The 25,132-nt window shown below is 62.4% G+C and carries 22 protein-coding genes, 1 pseudogene and 1 riboswitch; of the genes and pseudogenes, 9 read left to right on the top strand and 14 right to left on the bottom strand.

Annotation, left to right across the window (positions count from 1 at the left end; translation table 11 throughout):
• Nucleotides 1–95: 95 nt before the first annotated feature.
• Nucleotides 96–908, bottom strand: coding sequence for an exodeoxyribonuclease III (gene xthA / locus PC358_RS06405; RefSeq protein ID WP_033698293.1), 813 nt, complete (start codon nt 906–908; stop codon nt 96–98).
• Nucleotides 909–1,070: 162 nt separating this feature from the next.
• Here xthA and PC358_RS06400 point away from each other — a divergent pair, with 162 nt between their 5' ends.
• The 3 genes from PC358_RS06400 to PC358_RS06390 are packed head-to-tail and all read left to right on the top strand — an operon-like array spanning nt 1,071 to nt 7,186.
• Entirely contained in the window at nt 1,071–1,721 is a 651-nt protein-coding gene (locus PC358_RS06400; protein WP_033698291.1) for a GNAT family N-acetyltransferase, read from the top strand.
• A gap of 51 nt (nt 1,722–1,772) precedes the next feature.
• Entirely contained in the window at nt 1,773–3,515 is a 1,743-nt protein-coding gene (locus PC358_RS06395; protein WP_033700096.1) for an autotransporter assembly complex protein TamA, read from the top strand.
• A complete protein-coding gene (locus PC358_RS06390; RefSeq protein ID WP_033698289.1) occupies nt 3,512–7,186 on the top strand; it encodes a translocation/assembly module TamB domain-containing protein in 3,675 nt (1,224 codons plus the stop codon). Before PC358_RS06395 ends, PC358_RS06390 begins: the two co-directional genes overlap by 4 nt.
• A gap of 9 nt (nt 7,187–7,195) precedes the next feature.
• Here the strand turns inward: PC358_RS06390 and PC358_RS06385 are convergent, their stop codons facing one another.
• From PC358_RS06385 to PC358_RS06370, 4 genes are all read right to left on the bottom strand, one after another.
• On the bottom strand, nt 7,196–7,738 hold the full coding sequence (locus PC358_RS06385) for a DUF2589 domain-containing protein (RefSeq protein WP_476705428.1): 543 nt from the start codon (nt 7,736–7,738) through the stop codon (nt 7,196–7,198).
• Nucleotides 7,739–7,818: 80 nt separating this feature from the next.
• Nucleotides 7,819–8,505, bottom strand: coding sequence for a DUF2589 domain-containing protein (locus tag PC358_RS06380; protein WP_033698286.1), 687 nt, complete (start codon nt 8,503–8,505; stop codon nt 7,819–7,821).
• 65 nt (nt 8,506–8,570) lie between these two features.
• Nucleotides 8,571–8,951: a Mor transcription activator family protein gene (locus PC358_RS06375; protein WP_033698285.1), complete on the bottom strand. Its 381-nt coding sequence runs from the start codon at nt 8,949–8,951 to the stop codon at nt 8,571–8,573.
• A 252-nt stretch (nt 8,952–9,203) separates the two neighbouring features.
• Nucleotides 9,204–9,662: a hypothetical protein gene (locus tag PC358_RS06370; protein ID WP_033698283.1), complete on the bottom strand. Its 459-nt coding sequence runs from the start codon at nt 9,660–9,662 to the stop codon at nt 9,204–9,206.
• A gap of 149 nt (nt 9,663–9,811) precedes the next feature.
• Between PC358_RS06370 and PC358_RS06365 the strand changes: the two genes are divergently transcribed.
• Nucleotides 9,812–10,000 (top strand): hypothetical protein, encoded by a 189-nt coding sequence (locus tag PC358_RS06365; protein ID WP_033698281.1) that lies wholly within the window; start codon nt 9,812–9,814, stop codon nt 9,998–10,000.
• 36 nt (nt 10,001–10,036) lie between these two features.
• Here PC358_RS06365 and PC358_RS06360 read toward each other — a convergent pair whose 3' ends face one another.
• A complete protein-coding gene (locus tag PC358_RS06360) occupies nt 10,037–10,411 on the bottom strand; it encodes a fe2+ zn2+ uptake regulation protein (RefSeq protein WP_033698279.1) in 375 nt (124 codons plus the stop codon).
• Nucleotides 10,412–10,607: 196 nt separating this feature from the next.
• Between PC358_RS06360 and pvdQ the strand changes: the two genes are divergently transcribed.
• Nucleotides 10,608–12,917 carry a bifunctional acylase PvdQ gene (gene pvdQ / locus PC358_RS06355; RefSeq protein ID WP_033698277.1) on the top strand — a complete coding sequence of 770 codons (2,310 nt, stop codon included), beginning with the start codon at nt 10,608–10,610 and terminating at the stop codon, nt 12,915–12,917.
• A gap of 61 nt (nt 12,918–12,978) precedes the next feature.
• On the opposite strand, the gene PC358_RS06350 is transcribed toward pvdQ, so the two are convergent.
• Complete coding sequence (locus PC358_RS06350; RefSeq protein ID WP_033698276.1) at nt 12,979–13,710, bottom strand: UDP-2,3-diacylglucosamine diphosphatase; 732 nt, start codon at nt 13,708–13,710, stop codon at nt 12,979–12,981.
• Nucleotides 13,711–14,211 carry a peptidylprolyl isomerase gene (locus PC358_RS06345; RefSeq protein ID WP_033698274.1) on the bottom strand — a complete coding sequence of 167 codons (501 nt, stop codon included), beginning with the start codon at nt 14,209–14,211 and terminating at the stop codon, nt 13,711–13,713.
• A gap of 247 nt (nt 14,212–14,458) precedes the next feature.
• On the opposite strand from PC358_RS06345, the gene PC358_RS06340 reads away from it, so the two are divergent.
• On the top strand, nt 14,459–16,162 hold the full coding sequence (locus PC358_RS06340; RefSeq protein WP_033698273.1) for a glutamine--tRNA ligase/YqeY domain fusion protein: 1,704 nt from the start codon (nt 14,459–14,461) through the stop codon (nt 16,160–16,162).
• Between the two features lie 9 nt (nt 16,163–16,171).
• Nucleotides 16,172–17,554, top strand: a complete 1,383-nt coding sequence (gene cysS / locus PC358_RS06335) for a cysteine--tRNA ligase (protein ID WP_033698271.1) — start codon at nt 16,172–16,174, stop codon at nt 17,552–17,554.
• Between the two features lie 71 nt (nt 17,555–17,625).
• Here the strand turns inward: cysS and PC358_RS06330 are convergent, their stop codons facing one another.
• Nucleotides 17,626–18,516, bottom strand: a complete 891-nt coding sequence (locus PC358_RS06330) for an EamA family transporter (protein ID WP_033698270.1) — start codon at nt 18,514–18,516, stop codon at nt 17,626–17,628.
• 113 nt (nt 18,517–18,629) lie between these two features.
• Here PC358_RS06330 and PC358_RS26970 point away from each other — a divergent pair.
• Nucleotides 18,630–19,400: pseudogene (locus tag PC358_RS26970) on the top strand (AraC family transcriptional regulator); the annotation flags it as partial.
• Here the strand turns inward: PC358_RS26970 and PC358_RS06325 are convergent.
• From PC358_RS06325 to PC358_RS06305, 5 genes are all read right to left on the bottom strand, one after another.
• Nucleotides 19,388–20,779: a sensor histidine kinase gene (locus tag PC358_RS06325; RefSeq protein ID WP_033698268.1), complete on the bottom strand. Its 1,392-nt coding sequence runs from the start codon at nt 20,777–20,779 to the stop codon at nt 19,388–19,390. The pseudogene PC358_RS26970 and the gene PC358_RS06325 sit on opposite strands and share 13 nt — an antisense overlap.
• Entirely contained in the window at nt 20,757–21,437 is a 681-nt protein-coding gene (locus PC358_RS06320) for a response regulator transcription factor (RefSeq protein WP_033698266.1), read from the bottom strand. Before PC358_RS06320 ends, PC358_RS06325 begins: the two co-directional genes overlap by 23 nt.
• A gap of 159 nt (nt 21,438–21,596) precedes the next feature.
• Nucleotides 21,597–22,616: a branched-chain amino acid aminotransferase gene (locus PC358_RS06315; RefSeq protein ID WP_033698265.1), complete on the bottom strand. Its 1,020-nt coding sequence runs from the start codon at nt 22,614–22,616 to the stop codon at nt 21,597–21,599.
• Between the two features lie 289 nt (nt 22,617–22,905).
• The gene (locus PC358_RS06310) at nt 22,906–23,265 is read right to left on the bottom strand and encodes a hypothetical protein (protein ID WP_033698264.1); all 360 of its coding nucleotides are present in this window, start codon (nt 23,263–23,265) and stop codon (nt 22,906–22,908) included.
• Nucleotides 23,262–23,639, bottom strand: a complete 378-nt coding sequence (locus PC358_RS06305; RefSeq protein ID WP_033698262.1) for a glyoxalase superfamily protein — start codon at nt 23,637–23,639, stop codon at nt 23,262–23,264. Before PC358_RS06305 ends, PC358_RS06310 begins: the two co-directional genes overlap by 4 nt.
• 111 nt (nt 23,640–23,750) lie before the next feature.
• Nucleotides 23,751–23,964, top strand: a riboswitch (cobalamin riboswitch).
• 99 nt (nt 23,965–24,063) lie between these two features.
• On the opposite strand from PC358_RS06305, the gene cobW reads away from it, so the two are divergent.
• A complete protein-coding gene (gene cobW, locus PC358_RS06300; RefSeq protein WP_033698261.1) occupies nt 24,064–25,131 on the top strand; it encodes a cobalamin biosynthesis protein CobW in 1,068 nt (355 codons plus the stop codon).
• The last annotated feature ends 1 nt before the right edge of the window (nt 25,132 follow it).

The following is a 25,132-nucleotide window of genomic DNA, read 5'->3' as shown; positions in this document are numbered from 1 at the left end:
GGCGGTGGATTTTCAGCGTTTATGAGATCGAGCGCCGCCCGCGCGGCGCTCGATCTCCCAGGCGCTGCAAATCTACCGCCTACACCCAGCCTCGATCAGCTCAACTCCAGCCAGATCGGCGCATGGTCTGACGGCTTTTCCATCCCACGCAGTTCATAGTCCACGCCCGCTGCCTTGATCCGCGGCACCAGGTGCTGCGAGGCCATGATCAGGTCGATGCGCAGGCCACGTTTTGGATCGTCCTCGAAACCACGGCTACGGTAATCGAACCAGCTGAAGCGGTCGGCCACTTCCGGGTACAGGTGGCGGAAGCTGTCGACCAATCCCCAGCCCTTGAGGCGCTCCATCCACTCGCGCTCTTCGGGCAGGAAGCTGCATTTGCCAGTCTTGAGCCAGCGTTTGGCATTGTCCGGGCCGATGCCGATGTCGCAGTCCTGGGGCGAGATGTTCATGTCGCCCATCACCAGCACCGGCTGGTCATTGCGGAACTGACCTTCGAGCAACGCCTGCAGGTCACTGTAGAAGCGCTGCTTGGCCGGGAACTTGGTGGGGTGGTCGCGGCTTTCACCCTGGGGGAAGTAGCCGTTCATGATGGTGACCGGGTTGCCATCGGCATCGGCGAAGGTGCCCCAGATGAAACGGCGCTGGGCGTCTTCTTCATCGGTGGCAAAGCCCTTGTGCAGGCTCAGGGGGGCCTGGCGCGACAGCAAGGCAACGCCGTAGTGACCCTTCTGGCCGTGGTAGTGCACGTGGTAACCCAGCGCCTGGACATCGGCCAGCGGGAACTGATCGTCACTGACCTTGGTTTCCTGCAGGCCGATCACGTCCGGCTGGTGCTTGTCGATCAAGGCCGCCAGCTGATGCGGGCGGGCACGCAGGCCGTTGATGTTGAAACAGACGATCTTCATGGAAAGACAATCCTGGCAAAAGCCGCGATGCTAGCCGACATCGCGCGTCATCACCAGCATGGCGGGTTGCGGGTGCTGCTGCTAACGTGCTGAAGGGGGTGAACGATGCGCGGTGGCGCCCCTCCAAGGCACTGTAAGCCCATTCCAGGAGGACTGCCCGCAATGCCCGACACCACTGCCACCCCAGCCCGTATCTGCCAGCTCGACGATGGTTACAGTCGCGAGGCACGTTCGCTGCTGTACAACGCCTACCGCCACGAGCCTACGTTCGCCTACATTTTCGAAGCGCAGCGCCCAGGCTATGAGCGGCGTTTGCGCGTGATGGTGCGTGAATGGGTACGCCAGCATTTCTATCTGCAATTGCCTGCAATCGGCCTGTTGGTGGATGACCGCCTGATTGCCGTGGCCCTGATCGTGCCGCCGCTGCGCAGGCTGGGGGTGGCCGACAGCTGGGCCTGGCGTTTGCGCATGATGCTGGGTACTGGCCTGCGCTGCACACGGCGCTATATGGATTACCAGGCGGCATTGGCCAGTTGCCTGCCCACAGACCAGGTGCACGTGTTGCCGTTGTTGGGGGTGCATCCACAGTTTCAGGGGCGCCAGTACGGCGAGCAATTGTTACAGGCTGTGCATGACTGGTGCGCAGAAGACCCGAGCACCCAGGGCGTGGTGCTGGACACCGGCAATGAGCACTACCTGGCGTTCTATCAGCGTCAGGGCTATGAGGAAATTGGCGAGGTTGCTGTAGGGCCTATCCGCGAGCGGGTATTTTTTCACCCCAACCCGGTCTCTTCGAATCCTGCTTTTGCCTGACAGGTCGCCAGACGGCTCCCTTGAGCGCCCGGCTCTGGTAGCATGCGCCGCATGACGTATTCAGGAAGATTGACCTGGGGCCTGGTTTTCTGGGTCGCCAGTTTTGCAGCATGGGGCCAGAGCGAGTTGTTGGTGAAGGTAAAGCCCGCCAACAAAGCGCTCAAGGCCAATGTCGAAGGCTATATTGGCAACCTTGGCGACCGCGACGAAGAAGCGCTATTGCGCTTCAGCCGCGGGGCCGAGGAGCAGGCGCGCAAAGCAGCGCAGGCACTTGGCTACTATCAGGCCCAGATCGAAACCGAGGTCAAGCCCCCTGCCAAGGCCGAGCAACCCGCGCAACTGATCATCCAGATCACGCCGGGCGAGCCGGTAAGGCTGCGCGACGTGACCGTGCGTATCGAAGGCCCTGCCAGTGAAATGAAGGCGTTCCGGGTGCCCGACAGCAAGGCGTTGCGCGCTGGCGAGCAGCTCAACCACGGCCTGTATGAGGATGCCAAGCGGCTGATCCAGAATCAGGCCTCGCGCTATGGGTTCTTCGCCGGCCGCTTCAGCCGCCAGCGCCTGGCGGTCGACCCCCAGGCCGGTGTGGCCGACATCGAACTGGTCTACCAAAGCGGCCCTCGCTATCGCCTGGGCGCAGTCAAGTTCGGTGGTGACACCCCCCTCGATGATGACCTGCTGCAGCGCATGGTCTCGTTCAAACCCGGCACACCCTACGATTCCGAGCTGATCGCCGAGCTCAACAACGACCTGCAATCAAGTGGCTACTTCGAAGGCGTGCGGGTAGATGCCGCGCCGACCGCTGCCGTAGGTGAGGACATCCCCGTGGATGTCCGCCTGGAAACCCGCAAACCCCGCACCATGGGCCTGGGCCTGGGCTTCTCGACCGACGTCGGGCCACGCGGCAAGGCGAACTGGACGCGGCACTGGGTCAACCCCCAAGGCCACAGCTATGGCTGGGAAACCGAGCTGTCGGCCCCCCGGCAGAACGTCGGCCTGTGGTACGACATCCCGCTGGACCCGCCGCTGACCGACAAGTTGCGCTTTGCTGGCGGTTACCAGAACGAGGAAATCGCCGGTACCGACACCCTCAGCAAGCTGCTGACGGTTGGCCCGGAATGGCACAGCAAGTTGCCCAGTGGCTGGCAGCGGGTCATCTCGCTCAAGTACCAGCGTGAGGAATACCGCCTGGGTGATGACTCGGGGCTGAGCAACCTGCTGATGCCGGGTGTGAGCTTTTCGTACCTGCGCAGCGACAACCGTATCGACCCACACAACGGCTACCGCTTGCAGTTCGACACACAGGTGGCCAAGGAAGGGCTGGTTTCCGACACCAACCTGCTGCACGGCAACGTATTGCTCAAAGGCCTGACCACGCTCGGCCACAACCATCGCTTCCTCGGCCGGGTGCAGTTCGGCGGCAGCGCCACCAACGGTTACAAGAACAACATCCCGCCTTCGCTGCGCTTCTTCGCCGGTGGTGACCAGAGCGTGCGCGGCTATGACTACCAGACCCTGTCGCCGAAAAACAGTGATGGCGACCGCATTGGTGGGCGCTACCTGGTGGCAGGCAGCGTCGAGTACCAATATTCGGTGACTGAGAAGTGGCGGGTGGCGACCTTCGTCGATCAAGGCAACTCGTTCAACACGCTCGAGCTGCCCAGCCTCAAGACTGGGGTAGGTATTGGCGTGCGTTGGGTTTCACCGGTTGGGCCGCTGCGCCTGGACCTGGCCAAGGCACTCGATGACGAGGGTGGTATCCGCCTGCACTTCTCCATGGGGCCTGAGCTGTGACACGTGTGTTCAAATTCATTCTGCTGGGTCTACTCGGCCTGGTATTGGCCGTGGGCCTGGCGCTTGGCATGCTGGTAGGTACCGAAAGCGGCAGCCGCTGGGCGTTGGCAAAGGTGCCGGGGCTTGAGGTTGCTGATTTCACGGGGCGACTGGCCGGCACTTGGCAAGCCAGTCGGCTGAGCTGGGTCGACGGCGGTAACCGAGTCGAAGTACAGGCGCCTCTATTGGCTTGGTCGCCCGCGTGCCTGTTGCGTGGCACCTTGTGTATCGAGCAGTTGCATGCCCAGCGCATCGACATGGCGTTTGCGCCGAGTGAAACGCCAGTCGACAGTGGCCCTTTGCAGCTCCCGGCCTTGCGTTTGCCGGTTGACATCGAACTGGGTGAGGTCAAGGTCGGCCAGTTGCGCCTGGACGGCAGCGACCTGCTCGGTGATCTGCAACTGGCGGCGCACTGGACCCGGACCGGGATGCGCATCGATAGCCTGCAACTGCAACGGGACGACCTGCGCCTGGACCTGCAAGGTGACTTGCAGCCTGAAGGCGACTGGCCTGTGCAATTGCAGGGGCAGGTTCAACTGCCCTCGGTGGAGGGCAAAAGCTGGCAGCTGGCACTGGCAGCCAAAGGCGAGCTGCAGAAAACCCTCACGCTCGAAGGCACCAGCTCGGGTTACCTCGATGCAAGCTTGAGCGGTGAGTTGCAGGCGTTGGCGGAACACCTGCCAGCAACGCTGCAGATTCGCTCCGAGGCGTTCAAACCGACTGCTTCGTTGCCAGATACCCTGCAGTTCAAACAGCTCGAACTCAACGCCAAGGGCGATCTGCTCAAGGGCTATTTACTGTCGGGTTCGGCCAGTTTGCCCGCCGAACAGTCGCCGATCGCCTTGGCCTTGTCCGGGCGGGTCGACAGCAAGGGTGCCAAGCTCGATGCCCTTGACCTCAGCGCCAGCGATAGCCAGCGGCTCAAGCTACAGGCCAGTGCCGACTGGCAACAGGGCCTGAGCGCCGATGCCCAGCTCGAATGGCTGGATTTCCCATGGCTGCGCCTGTACCCACTGGAAACGCCGCCCGACGTCACGCTCAAGCGCTTCAACGCCCAGGTTCGCTACCGCGATGGCAACTACCAGGGCACCTTCAATGGCGACCTTGACGGCCCGGCGGGTGCCTTCACGCTGGCCAGCCCGTTCGAGGGTGACCTGACCCAGGTGAAGCTGCCGCAGCTGGCGCTCACCGCGGGGCAGGGCAAGGCCGCCGGCAGTGTCGCGGTGCGCTTCGCCGATACCCTGGCATGGGACGTCGATGTGCAGCTTTCGGCGCTGGACCCTGCGTATTGGCTTGCCGAACTGCCGGGTACCCTGGCCGGGCCTCTGCGCAGCAAAGGTGAAATGAAGGGTGACGAGCTTAAGCTCGATGCCCAGCTCGACCTCAAAGGCCGCCTGCGCGGTCAGCCGGCGGTGCTCAAGGTCGAAGCGCAAGGGGCAGGGCAGAGCTGGACCCTCGGCGCCCTGGCGATCCAGTTGGGTGACAACCGCATCAATGGCAGTGGCAGCTTGCAACAGCGGCTGGCGGGGCGGGTGGATCTCGACCTGCCGCGCCTGGGCCAGCTATGGCCGAGGCTGCAGGGGCAAGTCAAAGGCCGGCTGGACATTGCTGGCACCTTGCAAGCGCCCCAGGGCACGCTCACCCTGCAGGGCCAGCAACTGGCGCAGGCCGAGAACCGTATCCAGCGACTGGACCTCGACGCCCGGCTGGATAACGCCCAGCGTGGTGTGATCGAGCTCAAGGCGGGCGGCATACACCTGGGTGACACGGCACTGGGCACCTTGCAGGCCAATGGCAAAGGTGACATTCGCCAGCAGGCCCTGACGCTGGCGCTCGACGGCCCGCAGCTCAAGCTCGACCTTGGCCTGGACGGCCAGTTGAACAAGGGCGATTGGCGTGGTCGGTTGGCCAGTGGGCGGATCCAGGCCGGTGGCCAGGACTGGCAGTTGCAGGCTCCGGCACGCTTGCAGCGCTTGGCCAGCGGCCAGCTAGATTTCGGCGCCCATTGCTGGCGTTCCGGTCAAGCCAGCCTGTGTGGTGAAGACCAGCGCCTGGCACCGGAGCCACGCCTGCGTTATCACCTCAAGCAGTTCCCCCTGGACAGCCTGGCCCAGTGGCTGCCAAAAGATTTTGCCTGGCAAGGCCTGCTGAACGCCGACGTCAACCTCGATGTGCCGGCCAGTGGCCCCAAGGGCAGCATCGTAGTCGACGCCAGTGGCGGCACCCTGCGGGTGCGTGATAAGGACCGCTGGGTCGACTTCCCTTATCAGTCCTTGCGCCTGGACAGCACCTTGGCGCCACGACGTATCGATGCCCGCCTGGCATTTCGCGGCGAGCGCCTGGGTGAACTGAGCTTGAATACCCGCATTGACCCACTGGGCAAGAATAAACCGCTGTCGGGTGATTTCAGCCTGACGGGCCTGGACCTGTCGGTGGCCCGACCATTCGTGCCCATGGTCGAGCGCCTGACCGGGCAACTCAATGGCAGCGGTCGTTTGTCGGGCACCTTGCTTGCGCCACAGGTCAACGGCAACCTGGTGTTGAGCGGTGGCGAGGTCAGCGGCGCCGAGTTGCCGCTAAGCCTGCAAGACTTGTCATTGCAGGCAGCCATTGCGGGCGAGCAGGTTCAGCTCAATGGCAACTGGCGCAGTGGCGAAGCAGGGCGCGGCCAACTGACCGGTAACCTGACCTGGGGCCAGGCGCTGGGCATGGACCTGCGTTTGCAGGGGCAGCAATTGCCGGTGACGGTGGAGCCCTACGCGACCCTGGACGTCGCCCCTGACCTGAACTTGCGCCTGATCGACGACAAGCTGGCAGTGACGGGCAAGGTCCAAGTGCCAAAAGGCAAGATCACGGTACGCGAACTTCCGCCATCGACCGTGAAGGTGTCCGATGACACGGTGATCATCGGCCATCAGACCGAAGAGGGTAAACAGCCCCTGGCAATGGCGATGGACATCGATGTCGAGGTTGGGCGAGACAAGCTGTCGTTCAGTGGTTTTGGCCTCACTGCCAACCTGCTCGGCCATGTGCACATCGGCGACAACCTCGATACCCGGGGTGAGTTGAGCCTGGCCGATGGCCGTTACCGTGCCTATGGGCAGCGCCTGACCATTCGCCGGGCGCGGCTGCTGTTCGCTGGTCCGATTGATCAGCCGTATCTGGACATCGAGGCCATTCGCAAGGTCGATGATGTGATTGCCGGTATCCGTTTGAGTGGCAGTGCCGAGCAACCGACCACGCAGGTGTTTTCCGAACCCGCCATGAGCCAGGAGCAGGCGCTGTCGTACCTGGTGCTGGGGCGTCCGTTGGGCACATCGGGTGAAGACAACAACATGCTTGCCGAAGCAGCGTTGGGCCTGGGGCTTGCCGGCAGTGCCGGTATCACTGGGAGCCTGGCGTCGAGCCTGGGCATCGATGATTTCCAGCTGGATACCGAAGGTTCGGGCAACACCACCAGCGTGGTCGCCAGCGGCAACCTGACCGAGAAACTGAGCCTGCGTTACGGGGTAGGGGTGTTCGAGCCTGCCAACACCATCGCGTTGCGCTACAAGTTGAGCCGGATGGTCTACCTCGAGGCGGCAAGCGGGTTGGCCAGCTCGTTGGATATCTTCTACAAGCGGGACTTCTGATCGCCGCGGTCAGCAACGGACCGTGGCCGCTTCGATGAATTCATTGGAGCCGGAGAGGGGTGGGGGACTGGACCTGGGTAGGCGTACCGGTGTGATCAGGCTGGTGTATTCCTCGATCAGCCGGTTCAGCGCTTCAGGCGGCTCGCTGGCCTGAAACTGCATGCGGATCTGTACCTCGTCGGGGTCGCGACTTTCGCCCTGGCGGCCTTGGCCGCCAATGGTGACCTTGAAGCTGGCCGCAGTTTGCTCGCTGGCGGTCAGCAATGCTTCTTGCGCCTCGGTGCCCTTGACCCGAACCGACAAGTCGACCTGCATGCGTTCCAGGGCCAGGCCCTTGGGTGATACCAGCGCAAACAAGGGCACGCGCATGATGTGCTGCTCATCCATGGCCACTTCGACCATCTTGGCCTTCATCGGGGCGCCCAGTGCTTCGGTGTCACAGTCGAAGAACTGATCGAACAGGTTGATGTACTGTTGTGCAATCAGGCTGTTGGTGGCACTGGCGGCTTCTTGCAGGCCCCGCGTGATCTCGCGCAGGTCGATGGATGTCATGGGGGCTAGGGACTTGTCCAATCATTCGGCTCCTGGGTGGGGTGGTGCCCCCTGCTGCGAGGGGGCGATTCTTGCCAGCTTCAATTTGTTGGCGGGGTGTCACTGTCAGCTGGTTGTTTGCCAGGGGCCTGCGGATTGGTGCCTGCCGTGGGGCCTTTCAACCTGTCGGCCTGCGAGATAGCGTCTGGGCTATCAAGCGTCGCGCTCTTGACGATGGTGGGTTTGGTTGCGGCTTCGGTCAGGAAGTCGATGACCCTCATCATTGCTTCGGGCGGGTCCTGCCGCTTCAAGGTAGTGTTGAACGCGTAGCGGGCGCGGGTATCGGTCTTGCGGGTTTGCGTGGACTTGTGGCTGATGCTGCCCTTGACGTTGAGGCTGAATGGCCCCCAGCCAAGGGACCCGGTGGCTTCTGCGGCCATGTTTTTGTCGGTTACATCTTCCGACATCTGATTGATGGTCAGTTCGAACTCGACTTTGCCTTCTTCGATGGAGATGTTCGGGTGGGTGATCGCTGCCACCAGCGGCACTTTCATCGTTTTGCTGACGACGCCTTGGTACTCGCCCTGTTCATCGACGATGGTTTCGTCATAGTCGAACTGGATCGCGACGGCCTTGCCTTCCTGAACGCAGACTTGCATCAGGAAGTCTGCATAGGACTTGCTGGCGGTGACCTGTGCTTGGACCATAGCTTGCAGGGGGCCTGCAATCATACGGTCCATCGGCAAGGCATTGATGACGGATCCGATGAGGCTAGAGTCTATCGACATAGCTGGATTCTCTTTTTAGTGGGGTTGCATGAAGGGTCGTCAGTAACGACCTCGTTGCTCATTGGCTAGCGAACGCAAGGTTCCTGGCGGCGGATATTGCCGATCTGGCGCAGGCTCAAGCCGTATTTGTCGGCCAGCAAGCTGCGTGACAAACCATCGGCGCTTTCTTTCTGGATCTGCAGGTTGCGCAGCTGGCGCATGAAGTGATCGGCCTTGGGGATTTCCAGGGCTACGCCGGCGAAGCGTTTGATCAGCGCATCGAGCGCCTCGGCCGGGAGTACATCGGCAAGCTTGGTCCGCTCGCGGTGCTTGGGGATGTATTTGGGTCTGCCGCCATAGGCGCAGGTCAGCTGGAAAGCGTTTTCGATACCGATGCAGTCGATCAGCGCTTGCAATGAATGCGGCAAATGGCTGATGTCTATGCAGGTGAGGTCTGGTAACTCCATGCGACGCTCCTTCGTTCAGGGTTGCGATGCGGTAAGCGATCACCCGCGGCGTAATGTCGAAGGTGTGACTGGATTCTCAGGTAGAGCCAGGGCGCGTCGCTAGGCGGCATTTAGGCTGGGGTTTGTAGCCTCGGTGAGCAGGGTTTGCAGGCAGCGATTTCGCTTGTTGTAGGACGCTGCTTCAACTACTCGCCGCAGCTGTTGATTTTCCGTGGTCGCACTTCATAGCTTGCAAGTTGGGGGCGGGGACCCTCAGTCGCACGGATAGCTGCTCAACAGGCTGGCACTTTTCAAGTAGGCCTTGGGGGTTGTGCTCATGCCCTGTGGCAGGGCGCGCCAGTCGACCAGCAGGCACAGAGCACTGAACGCATGCTCGCCGCGCTTTCCTACAGTGCGATCGGGAAAGTCACGGCGATAAAGTGCTCGGGTCTGCTGCACGGGGTAAACCTGATCGGCCTGCGCCAAGGTCTGGCGGGCCAGCTCTGGCAGCAGCGATGCAGGCACGGTGAAATGAACCTGACCGGTGCGGGCTTGCAGGTAGCCGGCTTCGCGAGCGCGCTGCCAGAGTTGCTGCCATTGGCTAGAGCCGGCGTTGGCGGCCAGTTCGCTGCCTAGCTTGAACAACTGCTCGGCGGGCGCCTGGCGAGTGTCCAGCGCGTAGACAGGGAGGTAAGTCAGGGCAAGGGATGCGAACAGCATGGATCTGTACATGGTGCCTCCGGCACGGGCGATGAGGACCCATGCTTTCAGGCGAACGGCACCACGCTAAGCAGGAAATGCAGCGCTGGTGCGGGTGAGCGTTGTATCATTGCCGCGGCTCGTTGCGAGCCATTTGCCCCTGATGTTGCAAGGAACTTTGAATGACACACGTGCAGCGCCTCAAATATTCACTTCTGATCATCCTGGTGGTACTGGGCCTAATGCTGGGCCTGTCCCACCTGCAAAAGCAAGGCACGATCAGTGAGCAGACCTTCCAGATGCTGGCGATCGCCATTGCCGTGGTCGTGGTCGTGATAAACGGCATTCTGCGGCGCAAAGTCAAGCGCTGAGCTGTGCGGGCCGGCCAGCTGTGGCCGGCCATACGCTCAGCGGGGGGCGGTTTGATCCAGCACGGCGCGGGCCTGGGGGTTGAGGCTGTAGCATTTGTCGCTGCCCAGGTTGATGACGCCTTCGGCGCACAGCCGCTTGAGTACTTCGCGCACACTGAGGAACGACAGCGGGATATCCAGTTGTTCCAGTTGTGCGTGCACACCACGCACGCCGATGCTGCGGCCATTGCGGTCTGCCGCATGCAGGGCATCAATCACTTTGAGCCGAATGAGACTGGTGCGCAGGCCAAAGGTGCGCAGCAGCTCGCGAATCTGTTCGTTACCAACACGTTCCTCGGCGAAAGCGTCCTGTCCTTTGGGCGCCTTCCCCGGGATGTGCCCGGCCTGCATTGAGGGTTGCGGGTTGTACATGTGAATGCTCCTTTTCGTGGACTAACCCGAAATGTGGTTGCCTCACTTACTAGGACGAATGAGAACGGAAAATCTGCAGCCCGCTCGCAAAAAAATTGCCTGTTGCTGTTCAAGACGTTCTACATCGTTGTAATACGTAAAATTTTCATTCAGCCATTCGTCTGATCGGGATGACCCCTGACTCCGAGGTGTGCCCGTGTTCTCAATTTCGCGTCCCATGACCCGTGCCAGCTTGGCCGCTGCCCTGGTCGCCTTCAGCATTGCCTTGCAAGCGCAGCCCGCCAGCGCCGATGCCAGCGCGCAGATCCGCCGTACCAGCTTCGGGGTGCCGCACATCGTGGCCAAGGATGAGCGCGGCCTGGGCTATGGCATTGGTTATGCGTATGCCCAGGACAACCTGTGCCTGCTGGCCAACGAGGTGCTGACGGTGAGCGGCGAGCGCTCGCGCTATTTTGGTGCCAAGGCCAAGACCTTCGAACAACGCGACAACCTGGCCAGTGACCTGTTTTTCACCTGGCTCAACACGCCGACTGCCGTGGGTGCGTTTCTAAACGCTCAGCCAGCGCCGGTGCGTGACCTGCTGGACGGCTATGCAGGTGGCTTCAACCGCGCCCTGGCCGAGCGCCGCAGCCAAGGGTTGCCGCCAGAGTGCGGGACTGGGGAGTGGGTGCGGTCGATCACCAGCCAGGACCTGGTCAAGTTGACCCGCCGGCTGTTGGCTGAAGGAGGTGTCGGCCAGTTCGTCGAGGCGTTGGCAGGGGCGCAGCCCCCTTCGCTGACCAGCCAACGCGCGGCGGCCGGTTTTGCCAGGGCGCTGGCTCGGCAGGCGCGTTTCGCTTCGGAACGAGGCAGCAACGCGGTGGCTGTCGGGTCGCAGCGCTCGGCCAACGGCCGTGGCCTGTTGCTGGCCAACCCGCATTTCCCGTGGATGGGCGGTATGCGCTTTTATCAGATGCAACTGACCATACCGGGCCAGCTGGACGTGATGGGGGCTGCATTGCCAGGCTTGCCGGTGGTGAACATCGGCTTCAACCGCCACCTGGCCTGGACGCACACGGTCGACACGTCGAACCATTTCACGCTCTACCGTCTTCAGCTCGATCCGAAGGACCCGAGCCGCTACCTGCTCGACGGCAAGTCGCTGCCGTTGATGCGCCAAGCTGTCAGCGTCACGGTCAAGGCCGAGGATGGCACCTTGAGGCAGGTCGAACGCCAAGTCTACAGCTCGAAGTTCGGGCCCGTGGTGCAGTGGCCAGGGCGCCTGGACTGGGACGCGCAAGCCGCTTACAGCCTGCGCGACGCCAACCTGGACAATACGCGGGTGCTGCAGCAGTGGTACCGCATCAACCGGGCCGACAGCCTGGACGCGCTGAAGGGCTCGGTGGAGCAGTTGCAGGGCATCCCTTGGGTCAACACGCTTGCCGTGGATGAAGGTGGCCAAGCGCTGTACCTGAACCAGTCGGTGGTGCCCTATGTCGACCAGCAACTGCTGAGCACCTGCAGCAACCCGAAGGCCTCAGGGCGCCTGGTGGTGCTGGATGGCTCGCGCAGTGGCTGTGCGTGGAAGGTCGATGCGCAGGCCGCGCAGCCCGGGATCTTCCCGGCGCGATTGCTGCCCAGCCTTGAGCGCAAGGACTTTGTGCAGAACTCCAACGACCCCGCCTGGATGGCCAACCCCGCGCAGCCCTTGACCGGTTTTTCACCGCTGGTCAGCCGCAACGACCAGCCGCTGGGCATGCGCGGGCGTTTTGCCCTGAACCGCCTGCAAGGTAGCGCCAAGCTTGGCGTCGACGACCTGCAGCGCATGGTCACGGACGATGAAGTCTACCTCGCAAGCTTGCTGCTGCCGGACCTGCTGGCGTGGTGCAAAGGAGCCGAAGCGGACCTTCAGCCAGTGTGTGACAGCCTGTTGGCCTGGAACGGCAAGGCAGACCTGGACAGCGGCATTGGCCTGGTGCATTTCGAGAACATGTTCAATGCCCTGGCGGCCCACCCTGAAAGCTGGCGGGTGGCCTTCGACCCGGCGGACCCGCAGCACACGCCGCGCGGCCTGGCGGTCGAACAGGCGGCGGTGCGCAAGCTGTTGCGCGAGGCGGCCTTGGCGTCCTTGCAACAGGTGGGTAAAAGCGGAGTAGGGCGCGACAGCCAGTGGGGGCAGGTGCAGCAGGCTCTTGACGGTACGCCTGTACCGGGTGGCCCGCAGGGGCTTGGGGTCTATAACGCGATCCACAGCGTGCCGCATGGGCCGGGCAAGCGCCTGGTGGTCAGTGGTACCAGCTACCTGCAACTGGTCAGCTTCACCGATCAGGGCCCACAGGCTCTGGGGCTGCTGGCGTTCTCCCAGTCGAGCGAGGCGGGTTCGGCGCATGCCCATGACCAGACCAAGGCGTTCTCGGCCAAGCAGCTGGCAGTGATTCCGTTTACCGAGGCGCAGATCAAGGCGGACCCCGAGTATCGTGAATATGTGATCAGTGAGGGGGATAAAGGGGCAGTGGCCCAGCATTGAGCCTCTGTCCGAGGCGGTTGTCGTAGGAGCGGCCTCGCCGGGCGCTCCTACAAGCCGGTTGTCATCCGTTTGCAGAAAACTCGAACGGCGCCAGCTGAAAACCCTGCTCGTCAACCTGCAGGGTCCAACCTCGGCGGTCCCAGTCCCCCAGCACGATGCGCCGTGCGGGCTGGCCGTCCACCACCAGCTTGTGAATCGCCGGCCGGTGGGTATGGCCATGCACTAACGTCCTGACACCGTGCGCCGCCATCACCTTAGGCACTTCCTCTGGCGTGACGTCGACGATCTCGGTGGCCTTCATGCGGGTCTGCGAGCGGCTTTCGCTGCGCAGCTTGCGCGCCAGCTTGTGCCTCGAAGACAGCGGCAGGTGCCGCAAAATCCACAGGCTCAACGGGTTGCGCAAGTAACGACGCAGCTTCATGTAGGCCAGGTCCCGGGTGCACAGTGTGTCGCCGTGCATCAGCAATACCTGCTCACCGCCCAGTTCGATCACGCTCGGGTCGGCCAGCAAGGTGCAGCCGGCGGCATCGCAGAAATCCTGACCAATCAGGAAATCACGGTTGCCGTGCATCAGGTAGATCGCCGTACCGCTGTCGCTCAACTGGCGCATGGCTTGGCAAATCGATTGTTGGAAGGGCGTCATGGCATCGTCGCCGATCCAGGCTTCGAAGAAATCGCCAAGGATGTACAGGGCCTTGGCGTGGCGCGCACGGCCGTCGAGCAGATCAAGAAACGCCCGGGTGATATCCGGGCGTTCTTCTTGCAGGTGCAGATCAGAGATCAGCAGTATCACTCAGACGATCTCGGCTTTCTCGATGATCACGTCTTCTTTAGGCACGTCCTGGTGGCCGGATTTGGAACCGGTGGAAACGGCTTCGATCTTGTCGACGACGTCTTGGCCTTCGGTCACTTTGCCGAACACGGCGTAACCCCAGCCCTGTGTGTTCTTGGCGCTGTGGTTGAGGAAGTCGTTGTTGGAGGCGTTGATGAAGAATTGCGCCGAGGCGGAGTGCGGCTCCATGGTACGGGCCATGGCGATGGTGTACTTGTCGTTCTTAAGGCCGTTGTCGGCTTCGTTCTGGATGCTGGCACGCTTGTCTTTCTTCTCGTTCATGCCTGGCTCGAAGCCGCCGCCCTGGATCATGAAGCCCTTGATCACGCGGTGGAACACGGTGTTCGAGTAGTGGCCGGCTTCAACGTAGGCCAGGAAGTTGGCAACGGTCAGAGGGGCCTTATCGGCGTCCAGTTCCAGGACGATGTCGCCGTGGTTGGTGCTCAGTTTGACTTTGGACATGCTGAAATTCGCTCTCACAGGGCATTCGGAAATAGGTTGCGCAGGTTCACGCTCAGTCACCTGACGCTGGATCGGGCTGCCGCGGCACACGTACGCGGGGCCCATTTTGCCGGATCGCGACAATTTGCTGCGATAAATCGCGCCACTTTGTCAGCGGCCGGCTGTCAGCAGCTTGACTGCTTCGGCTATGATAGGCCCTTTGATTCAATCGGCCTACCCAGGCCGGACACGTGCATTCAAGGATCCTATGAGCAAGCCCACTGCCGACAACGCGCCCAACGCCGCTGCCAAAGGCGCCCCCGCTGTCCCTGCGAACTTCCTGCGGCCGATCATCCAGGCCGACCTGGACTCGGGCAAGCACAGCAGCATCGTCACCCGTTTCCCGCCGGAGCCCAACGGCTACCTGCACATCGGTCACGCCAAGTCGATCTGCGTCAACTTTGGCCTGGCCAAGGAATTCGGTGGTGTCTGCCACCTGCGTTTCGATGACACCAACCCGGCCAAGGAAGACCAGGAGTACATCGACGCCATCCAAAGCGACGTCAAGTGGCTGGGCTTCGACTGGGCCGGCGATGTGCGCTACGCCTCCAATTACTTCGACCAGTTGCACGACTGGGCCGTCGAGCTGATCAAGCGTGGCAAGGCTTATGTCTGCGACCTGACCCCTGATCAGGCCAAGGAGTACCGCGGCAACCTCAAGGAGCCAGGCAAGAACAGCCCGTTCCGCGAGCGCAGCGTCGAAGACAACCTCGACCTGTTCGCCCGCATGAAGGCCGGCGAGTTCAAGGACGGCGAGCGCGTGCTGCGGGCCAAGATCGACATGGCGTCGCCGAACATGAACCTGCGCGACCCGATCCTCTACCGCATCCGTCATGCCCACCACCACCAGACCGGTGACAAGTGGTGCATCTACCCCAACTACGACTTTACCCACGGCCAGTCGGACGCCATCGAGGGTATCACCCACTCGATCTGCACCCTGGAATTCGAAGGGCATCGTCCGCTGTACGACTGGTTCCTGGACAACCTGCCGGTCCCGGCGCACCCGCGTCAGTACGAGTTCAGCCGCCTGAACCTGAACTACACCATCACTTCCAAGCGCAAGCTCAAGCAGTTGGTCGACGAGAAACACGTCGATGCCTGGGACGACCCGCGCATGTCGACCTTGTCCGGCTTCCGTCGCCGCGGCTACACGCCGGCGTCGATTCGCAACTTCTGCGAAATGATCGGCACCAACCGTTCCGACGGTGTGGTCGACATGTCGATGCTCGAATTCAGCATCCGCGACGACCTCGACCGCACCGCGCCACGCGCCATGTGCGTGCTGCGACCGCTGAAAGTGGTCATCACCAACTACCCAGAAGGCCAGGTCGAGCAACTCGAACTGCCGCGCCATCCGAAGGAAGACATGGGTGTGCGGGTACTGCCGTTCGCACGCGAACTGTACATCGACCGCGACGACTTCATGGAAGAGCCGCCGAAGGGTTACAAGCGCCTGGAGCCAGCCGGTGAAGTGCGCCTGCGCGGCAGCTACGTGATCCGCGCCGATGAGGCGATCAAGGATGCCGACGGCAACATCGTCGAGCTGCGCTGCTCGTACGACCCGGACACCTTGGGCAAGAACCCCGAGGGCCGCAAGGTCAAGGGCGTAATCCACTGGGTGCCGGCCGCAGGCAGCGTCGAATGCGAAGTGCGCCTGTACGACCGCCTGTTCCGCTCGCCTAACCCGGAAAAGACCGAGGACGGCGGCAGCTTCCTCGACAACATCAACCCGGATTCGCTGCAAGTGCTGACTGGCTGCCGTGCCGAACCGTCGCTGGGTCAGGCGCAGCCTGAAGACCGCTTCCAGTTCGAGCGTGAAGGCTACTTCTGCGCCGACCTCAAGGACAGCCAGCCGGGCCGCCCGGTGTTCAACCGCACCGTCACCCTGCGTGACTCCTGGGGCAGCTAAGGAACCGTCGTGCTTAACATCTACAACACGCTGAGCAAAACCAAGGAAGCCTTCAAGCCGCTCGATGGCAACAAGGTGCGCATGTACGTCTGCGGCATGACCGTGTACGACTACTGCCACCTTGGCCATGGTCGCAGCATGGTGGCCTTCGACCTGGTCACCCGCTGGCTGCGCAAGAGCGGCTATGAGCTGACCTATGTGCGTAACATCACCGACATCGACGACAAGATCATCAACCGGGCCAACGAGAACGGCGAGACGTTCGATGCGCTGACCGCCCGCATGATCGACGCGATGCACGAAGACGAGCGCCGCCTCAACATTTTGCCGCCGGATCAGGAGCCGCGTGCCACCGACCACATCGCTGGCATGCACGCAATGATCCAGACGCTGATCGACAAAGGTTACGCCTACGCGCCAGGTAACGGCGACGTGTACTACCGGGTAGGCAAATTCGTCGGTTACGGCAAGCTGTCGCGCAAGAAGATCGAAGACCTGCGCATCGGTGCGCGCATCGAAGTCGACGAGGCCAAGCAGGACCCGCTGGACTTCGTGCTGTGGAAGGGCGTCAAGCCGGGCGAGCCAAGCTGGGAATCGCCGTGGGGCCCGGGCCGTCCGGGCTGGCACATCGAGTGCTCGGTGATGTCCACCTGCTGCCTGGGCGAAAGCTTCGACATCCACGGCGGTGGCAGCGACCTGGAGTTCCCGCACCACGAGAACGAGATTGCCCAGAGCGAGGCCGCGACCGGCAAGCAGTACGCCAATGCCTGGATGCACTGCGGCATGATCCGTATCAATGGCGAGAAGATGTCCAAGTCGTTGAACAACTTCTTCACCATCCGCGACGTGCTTGAGAAGTACCACCCGGAGGTGGTGCGTTACCTGCTGGTGGCCAGCCACTACCGCAGTGCCATCAACTACTCCGAGGACAGCCTGCGCGATGCCAAGGGCGCTCTGGAGCGCTTCTACCACGCACTGCGCGGCCTGCCGCGCGTGGCGGCCAAAGGTGGCGAAGCGTTTGTCGAGCGCTTCAGCATGGCGATGAACGACGACTTCGGCACCCCGGAAGCCTGCGCTGTGCTGTTCGACCTGGTGCGCGAGATCAACCGCCTGCGTGACAGCGATCTTGAGGCTGCTGCTGGCCTGGCGGGTCGCCTGCGTGAGCTGGGTGATGTGCTGGGTGTGCTGCAGCTGGAGGCTGATGATTTCCTGCGGGCCGGCGCTGAAGGCAAGGTGGATGCTGCTGAGGTTGAAAGCTTGATCCAGGCGCGGCTGCAGGCACGGGCTGACAAGAACTGGGCCGAGTCGGACCGTATCCGCGACCAGTTGACCGCCATGGGGGTGGTGCTGGAAGACAGCAAAGGCGCAACCACCTGGCGCCTGGCTGACTGATCGGCGCTGTGAAGGGGCTGCCAGGCAGCCCTTTCACGACACCTGGCCCAGGCTTCAAGCCTTGCGGCACACTACGAAACAGCAGAAACCGCTTTTCTTCCCAACACCGCACGCCCTTTCTTCATGCCGACCGCCAGCGCCAACAAGATCAACGCGATCGATAGCCAGTCCCATCCGCTCGGAACCTGATGCACGATCACGGCCGAGCTGACGATGCCGAACACCGGAATCAGCAACGACAACGGCGCCACCGTCGACACCGGGTACTCGCGCAGCAGGCAGTTCCACCCCCAATAGCAGAAGTGCGTCGCGGCATACACCTGGAATGCCAGTGAACAGGCGACGACGGTATTCGCTTGTGTAACCAGCGCCACAAACGGGCTTGTGCCGTGCAGCCACCAGGTCAGCAACAGCAAGGGTACCGGCGCGAAGAGGCTGGCCCACACGACGAAGGCGAATATCTCCCGCACCTTTGACAGCTTGATGATGACGTTGCCGATGCTCCAGGCCAGGGCGCTGATCATCACCAGGGTCAAACCGATGGTTGTTGTCTTGCCGGGGCTCGCGGCGAGGATGCCAAGCAAACCGATTGCCGCCAGCACGATGCTGATAAGTTGGGGCCAGGCCAAGGGTTCGCGAAACAGCAAACAGCCCCAGGCCAGCGTAAAGAATGCACTGAACTGGATCAGCAACGAGGCGCTGCCTGGCGGCACACCCATGGCAATCCCCAGGTTGATCAAAGCCCACATAGCGACGCCAAAGATCAAGCCATAAGCACCCAGCCAGCCGATCGCGACATTCGGGCGCTTCACGAAAAACACCCACGGTAAGGCGCACAGCGCAAAGCGGATGCCTGAGAGCAGGAGCGGGTCGACGTGGGCCAAGCCCAGTTTGGTAATCGGAAAGTTGATGCCCCATAGCGCAGTAACTAGCACTGCGAGGATCAGGTGTTTTCTACGCATGGTTTGACAGCCTTGTGAAAGTCGCGGCAGGGGGCCTTGACGCATTTGCCAATATGCCGGGGCCTGGTTTGGCCCGCTTTCAATTCAAGGTCAAATACCATTAAAATCAGGCCATGACGCATGCAGATGACACGCTGTACGAAGACACCGCTTGCGATGTGGTGGTGACGAGGAGGGCCTTTGCCGATGGCGAGCTGTTCCCGATGCACAGCCACAGGCGCGGCCAGTTTGCCTACGCCGCCTGCGGCGTGATCACGGTAGCGACCGCTTCGGGCACCTGGGCAGTACCGCCATTGCGGGCCATCTGGGTGCCTGCCGAGCTTGCGCACGCCATGCACATGCGCGGCCCCGTCACCATGCTCAACGCCTATATTTGCCCGCAGTCAGCCCAGCGGGTCGGCCTTCCTGAGCACTGTCAGGTTTTTGCAGTTTCGCCCCTGGTGCGCGAGCTGCTTGAGAAGGCTATTGAAGTGCCTGCCCAGTATCCCGCGCAGGGGCGTGATGCGTGTTTGATGGGGCTGCTGCTTCATGAGATCGCCGGCATGCCGGGTGTGTCACTCAATGCCCCTATGCCCGAGGAGCCACGCCTTGCACGGGCGTGCAGGGCGTTTCTGGCGGAGCCCTCGTTGCAAACAGGCATCGACGGGATGGCGGAGCGCGCCAGCATGAGCCGGCGCACCTTCACCCGCCAGTTTCGCCTGCACACCGGGATCAGTTTTAACGAATGGCGCCAGCAGGCATGCTTGCTGGCAGCCGTGGTTCGGCTGGGCAATGGTGAGCCCGTTACGCGTGTTGCGACAGCGCTTGGGTACAGCACTCCAAGCGCTTTCGCGACGGTGTTCAAGCGTTTGCTCGGTGTTGCTCCCAGCCGCTACTTCGCCGATCCCGCCAATGGGCAATGCAGCACCAGCTTGGCCCCGCCCAGTTCGCTGGAGCCGATTTCCAATCCGAACCCATGCAGGTCTACGATCGCCGCCACGATCGACAAACCCAGCCCGAAGCCCGGGTGACGGTGGCCTTCCTCGCTGCGATAGAAGCGCTTCAGCACAGCGGTGCGCTCTTCTTCAGGAATGCCCGGCCCAGTGTCCTCGATGGCGATATGCAGGCCCCGTTCATCCTGCGTCGCCGAAACCCGCACGCAGCCGCCCGCTGGCGTGAACTTGATGCCGTTGCCCACCAGGTTGGCCAGCGCCTCGAACAACAATTCGCGGTCACCGTGCAGCGCCGGTAACTGTTCGGGCTGGTCCAATTCAAGCCGAATAGCGCCATCTTCGGCCAATGGCAGGTAGAAGTCGTGGAGTTCCACCAGCAGCCCATGTGGGTCGAGCTGAACGAAGCCGGCACGGCGCTGACGGTCTTCCAGTTCGCTGATACGCAGCAAGCCGCGAAAGCGTGCCATCAGTGTGTCGGTTTCACCTATCGCCTGGTCGAGTGCCTCGGCCTGCGCCGAATCGCTGTCGCTCTGCTGGCGAATGCGGTACAGCTGGGCGCGCAGGCGGGTCAGTGGCGTGCGCAGGTCATGGGCGATGTTGTCGCACACGCCCTTGACCTCATGCATCAACCGCTCGATGCGGTCGAGCATGGCATTGACGATGGCGGCCAGCATGTCCAGCTCGTCGCGCCGGGCCGACAGCGGCAGGCGGTGGGTGAGGTCGCCCGCCACGATCAGTTCGGCCTGGGCCTGAATGGCGCGGATGCGCTTGAGCGGTCTGCGCCGCAGCAGGTACCAGCCGGCAAAGCCTGGGATCAGGGTCAGGGAGATGCCCCAAAGCAGGGCATGCAGGATGATCCGGGTGACCACGAACAACGAGCCGTTGTCCCGCACCAGCACCAGCCAGCGGCCATCCTGCACCTTGATCGCCACGGCATCGCAGCTGTCGCGTGGCATGTGCGGGTCGTCGGCGTCCAGGCAGCGTTTGAGCTCATGAACCTTGCCGTCCAGGCCAAGCTCGGAGGGCAGGGTGCGAATACGCCCGCCAAGCGGGTTGAGCTGGGCATCGAACAGGCCGTAGGCGTCGAAGCTGCGCTCTTCGAAGGCCTGGCTGGCAATCAGCGCGTCGTCCAGTTGCTTGCCGCTCATGTGTGCGAACAGGTGCTGGCGCTGCAGCATGGAATGGCGGGTGAGTTTGTTCAGGTAGCTGGACACCTCGAAGTACAGCACCCCCATGAGGATGCTGCTCCAGGCCACGAACAGAAAGCTGTACAGCGCCAGCAGGCGGCTGGTCGAGGAGCTCCAGCCCTTAGACGGGTTCAGCAATGGCATAGCCCGAGCCCCGTACGGTACGGATCAGCGGCGATTGGCCGGGAGAGTCGATCTTCTTGCGCAGGCGGCCAATGTGGACATCGATCAGGTTGGTGCCGGGGTCGAAGTGATAACCCCAGACCTCCTCGAAAATCATCATCCGGGTGATGACCTGGCCACTGTGGCGCATCAGGTATTCCAGCAGCTTATATTCGGTGGGCAGCAGGTTGAGCGTGTGCTCGCCGCGCCGCGCTTCGTGGCTGATCAGGTCCAGTTGCAAGTCGGCGACCTGCAGGCGGGTCTGGGTCATGGGCACGCTGTTGCGACGCAGTAGTACCTCGACCCGGGCGGCCATCTCGTCCGAGGCAAAGGGCTTGGTCAGGTAGTCATCACCCCCGGCACGCAGGCCGCGCACCCGTTCGTCGACGTCAGACAGGGCGCTGATCATCAGGATCGGCGTGGCGATCTTCAGGCTGCGCAGGGTGGTGACGATGGTCAGGCCATCGACTTCGGGCAGCATGCGGTCCAGGGTAATCAGGTCGTAGCCACCGGCAATCGCCTTGGCCAGGCCTTCCCGGCCATTGTCGGCCCAATCCACGTCCAGGCCGTGGCTGGAGAGTTCGGCGACGATTTCCTGGCCGGTGACGGCGTCGTCTTCGATGGTCAGTACGCGTGGCATGCTGGTTCCTGGGCGGCGAATAGAGGCTTGATTGTGCCAAAGAATAGACAAACGGCGATTTAAGAAAAATTCATCTGGCAAAGCACGGTCGACCAAGCGGCCAAAAAAAAAGGGCATGCCATTGCCTGGCATGCCCCGTTTTCAGGCTATCGCAGCGCCTCAGGCGACCTTGACGATCCAGCCTGCCGGTGCTTCGAAGTCACCGCTCTGGATGCCGGTCAGCTCGTTGTAGAGCTTCTGGGTGACCGGGCCGACTTTTTCCAGGTCGTGGAACACGTGCAGCTTGCCGTTGTACTCGATGCCACCGATCGGGGTGATCACCGCGGCGGTACCGCAAGCGCCGGCTTCGATGAAGCGGTCGAGGTTGTTGATCTCGACATCGCCTTCGATCACTTTCAGGCCCAGGCGCGAGGACGCCAGTTCCATCAGCGACAGGCGGGTGATGCCTGGCAGCACGGAGGCCGATTTCGGCGTGATGAACTCGTTGTTGGCGGTGATGCCGAAGAAGTTGGCCGAACCGACTTCCTCGATCTTGGTGTGAGTCAGCGGATCGAGGTAGATGGCATCGGCGAAGTTGGCCTTCTTGGCTTCAGCGCCCGGCTGCAGGCTGGCGGCATAGTTGCCACCGACTTTGGCTGCGCCGGTGCCTTGCGGGGCGGCGCGGTCGAAGCTGGAAATCTGGAAGTTGTGCGGCTTCATGCCGCCCTTGAAGTACGAACCCACCGGGATGGCGAAGACCGAGAAGATGAACTCGGGTGCGGTACGCACGCCGATGTTGTCACCGGTGCCGATGACGAACGGGCGCAGGTAGAGGGCGCCTTTGCCATGTGGCGGCACGAAGCGCTCGTTGGCCTTGACCACTTGCTTGCAGGCCTCGATGAACACATCGGTTGGCACGTGCGGCATCAGCAGGCGGGCGCAGCTGCGCTGCATGCGCGCGGCGTTCTGGTCTGGGCGGAACAGGTTGATCGAGCCGTCCTTGCAGCGGTAGGCCTTGAGGCCTTCGAAGCACTGCTGGCCGTAGTGCAGGGCAGTGGAGCCTTCACTGATGTGCAGTACGTTGTCTTCGGTCAGGGTGCCCTTGTCCCACTCGCCATTGCGCCATACGGACAGGTAGCGCTTGTCGGTCTTGATGTAGTCGAAGCCCAGCTTGTCCCAATTAATGCTCTCGTTACTCATGACACCCTCGATTGTCTTGCAGATGCCCGATTGCTCGGGCTGCTGTTATATGCGCACCACGCCACGATAATACATCCGTCGCGGATCGGGAACGGCCAGTCACGAAACAGCTTGCGATTGGGGGCTTGCTGGGGCGTGTCTTGGGTTTTGCGGGAGGGGGGTAGGGGCATGCCCTGAGGGTTCTGGCGCCTGTGAGATCGAGCGCCGCACGCGCGGCGCTCGATCTCACAGGCGCTGAAAATCTCTCGTCATCCATATGGGGCCATAATGCATATCTCTGCCAACACCCTCAGCCCCCCCGCAGCCGCCTGTTCCAATCCCCTCCATGGCTGCGGCTACAGGCCTCTTCACTGTCAAAACGCACATGCCAGGCTGGATGATCCAAGCGTATCCCTACTTCATCGAGCGCCTGACAGGTCAGCGCCAGCATGCGCGCCTTGGCCACCCCGGTCAGCGCTGCAGCTTTGTCTGCCTCGCGCTGGAAAACCCAGGTGATGCGCAAGCTTGCGGGAAAGTTGTCGGGGTCGAGGCGGTGGGTGAGCCAGGTGAACCCGACGATTTCTGCCTTGGCCGTATCGCAGGCCTCCGTCAGGCAAACTACCAGTTCACGCTCCACACGTGCCACCTCGCGCTTACCCATAGCCTTCATTGGGCGGCCTCATCATCTATTTGCTGGCAAAAACGCAGGCGGTTGCCGAACGGGTCGTACACCTGCATCTGCAGGCCCCAGTCCAGGCGTTCGGCCTCAGGTCGGGCGTAGCCGTAGCGTTTGGCCTGCAGTTCGCCTTCGAGGGCGCGCAGGTCGTCGATGCGGGCAAATACGGTTGAACCAGGGGTAGCGTCTCCATGGTGCTCGGTCAGGTGCAGGATCAGCCCGTCGCGATGAATTTGCGCGTACAGGGGCAGGTCCGGGCTGAAGCGGTGCTCCCAGTCGAGGCTGAAACCGAGAAAATCGAGGTAGAACTCTTTGGCCTTGTCGACCGAAAAAATACGCAGTACCGGGATGGCGGGGGCGAGCGGCATAAGGCGTCCTTGACCGTTGGCAAAGGTGCCACTGTAGCGCAGTTAGGCGGTCGCCTGCGCGTCTCTGGCTGCCGGGCCGACGGCAATGGTTGACCACCTGCCGGCCACTGCGTAGCCTTGCCAGTTCGAGGTTCTTCGGCCAGGCCGAAGCTAAGACGGGAACGCGGTACATGCCGCGGCTGCCCCCGCAACTGTAAGCACCGACAAAGGATCGACACAGCCACTGCGTAAACCGCGCGGGAAGGCGTCATCCGGCCAGCCTTGCTCTTTACCGAGCGGCGGGCATGGTGCGAGCCAGGAGACCTGCCTCGAAGCGCTTTCGACTTTCAACCGGGCGGGGTGATCCGGTGGCGAACAAGCCCGGCCGACCTGGCCCGTGGCTGTCGTCCTGCATGCCCGCGCCATCTGCCAAGGGCACCGCGACATGAAAACACTGGCCAAACTCCCTGTCACCATCGTTACCGGCTTCCTCGGCTCGGGCAAGACCACCTTGCTGCGGCACATGCTCGATAACGCCCAGGGCCGCCGTATCGCGGTGATCGTCAACGAATTCGGCGAACTGGGCATCGATGGCGACATCCTCAAGCAGTGCAGCATCGGCTGCACCGAAGAAGAAGCCAGCGGCCGCGTTTACGAACTGGCCAATGGCTGCCTGTGCTGCACCGTACAGGAAGAATTCTTCCCGGTAATGCGCGAACTGGTCGCGCGCCGTGGTGACCTCGACCACATCCTCATCGAAACCAGTGGGCTGGCCTTGCCCAAGCCGTTGGTACAGGCCTTCCAGTGGCCGGAAATTCGCAACGCCTGCACCGTCGACGCGGTGATCACCGTGGTCGACAGCCCGGCCGTGGCTGCCGGTACCTTTGCCGCCTACCCGGACCAGGTGGATGCACAGCGCAAACTCGACCCTAACCTGGACCACGAGTCGCCGCTGCACGAACTGTTCGCCGACCAGTTGGCCAGCGCCGACCTGGTGGTGCTGAACAAGGCCGACCTGATCGACGCCGAAGGCTTGGCCAAGGTCCGCGCCGAAGTGGCCGAAGAGCTGCCGCCCGCCGTCAAGGTGGTCGAGGCCAGCAGCGGTCGCCTGCCGCTGGAAGTGCTGCTGGGGGTGGGCGCCGAGTCCGAGGCGCACATCGACGGCCGCCGTACCCACCATGATTCGCACCACGATGGCGACGACCACGACGATCATGACCACGACGCCTTCGATTCGATCTCCATCGACCTGCCCGAGGCTGACGAAAGCCTGTTGCTCGATGCCCTGACCCAACTGGTGGTCGAGTTCGGCATCCTCCGCGCCAAAGGCTTCGCCGCCATCCCAGGCAAGCCAATGCGCCTGCTGGTGCAGGGGGTGGGTACCCGCTTCGACAAGCACTTCGACCGCGCCTGGCGCGCCGACGAGCCGCGTATCACGCGCCTGGTACTGATCGGCCAAGCGCTTGACGCTGCGCAACTCGAAGCGCGTCTGCGCCAAGCACTGGGCGCCTGAC

It is taken from the genome of Pseudomonas capeferrum (assembly GCF_000731675.1).
Taxonomy (GTDB): Bacteria; Pseudomonadota; Gammaproteobacteria; order Pseudomonadales; family Pseudomonadaceae; genus Aquipseudomonas; species Aquipseudomonas capeferrum.
This window is presented reverse-complemented; position numbering and strand designations above follow the sequence as displayed.

Coding starts and splice junctions, on each gene's coding strand:
- PC358_RS06360 (WP_033698279.1), bottom strand. CDS start 10,411: ATGTACAACCCGCAACCCTCAATGCAGGCCGGGCACATCCCGGGGAAG.
- PC358_RS06315 (WP_033698265.1), bottom strand. CDS start 22,616: ATGAGTAACGAGAGCATTAATTGGGACAAGCTGGGCTTCGACTACATC.
- PC358_RS06375 (WP_033698285.1), bottom strand. CDS start 8,951: ATGGAGTTACCAGACCTCACCTGCATAGACATCAGCCATTTGCCGCAT.
- PC358_RS06325 (WP_033698268.1), bottom strand. CDS start 20,779: ATGCCATTGCTGAACCCGTCTAAGGGCTGGAGCTCCTCGACCAGCCGC.
- PC358_RS06305 (WP_033698262.1), bottom strand. CDS start 23,639: ATGCCGCTCGCCCCCGCCATCCCGGTACTGCGTATTTTTTCGGTCGAC.
- xthA (WP_033698293.1), bottom strand. CDS start 908: ATGAAGATCGTCTGTTTCAACATCAACGGCCTGCGTGCCCGCCCGCAT.
- PC358_RS06345 (WP_033698274.1), bottom strand. CDS start 14,211: ATGTCCAAAGTCAAACTGAGCACCAACCACGGCGACATCGTCCTGGAA.
- PC358_RS06340 (WP_033698273.1), top strand. CDS start 14,459: ATGAGCAAGCCCACTGCCGACAACGCGCCCAACGCCGCTGCCAAAGGC.
- PC358_RS06370 (WP_033698283.1), bottom strand. CDS start 9,662: ATGTACAGATCCATGCTGTTCGCATCCCTTGCCCTGACTTACCTCCCT.
- PC358_RS06320 (WP_033698266.1), bottom strand. CDS start 21,437: ATGCCACGCGTACTGACCATCGAAGACGACGCCGTCACCGGCCAGGAA.
- PC358_RS06365 (WP_033698281.1), top strand. CDS start 9,812: ATGACACACGTGCAGCGCCTCAAATATTCACTTCTGATCATCCTGGTG.
- PC358_RS06400 (WP_033698291.1), top strand. CDS start 1,071: ATGCCCGACACCACTGCCACCCCAGCCCGTATCTGCCAGCTCGACGAT.
- PC358_RS06330 (WP_033698270.1), bottom strand. CDS start 18,516: ATGCGTAGAAAACACCTGATCCTCGCAGTGCTAGTTACTGCGCTATGG.
- PC358_RS06310 (WP_033698264.1), bottom strand. CDS start 23,265: ATGAAGGCTATGGGTAAGCGCGAGGTGGCACGTGTGGAGCGTGAACTG.
- PC358_RS06380 (WP_033698286.1), bottom strand. CDS start 8,505: ATGTCGATAGACTCTAGCCTCATCGGATCCGTCATCAATGCCTTGCCG.
- PC358_RS06385 (WP_476705428.1), bottom strand. CDS start 7,738: ATGACATCCATCGACCTGCGCGAGATCACGCGGGGCCTGCAAGAAGCC.
- cobW (WP_033698261.1), top strand. CDS start 24,064: ATGAAAACACTGGCCAAACTCCCTGTCACCATCGTTACCGGCTTCCTC.
- PC358_RS06395 (WP_033700096.1), top strand. CDS start 1,773: ATGACGTATTCAGGAAGATTGACCTGGGGCCTGGTTTTCTGGGTCGCC.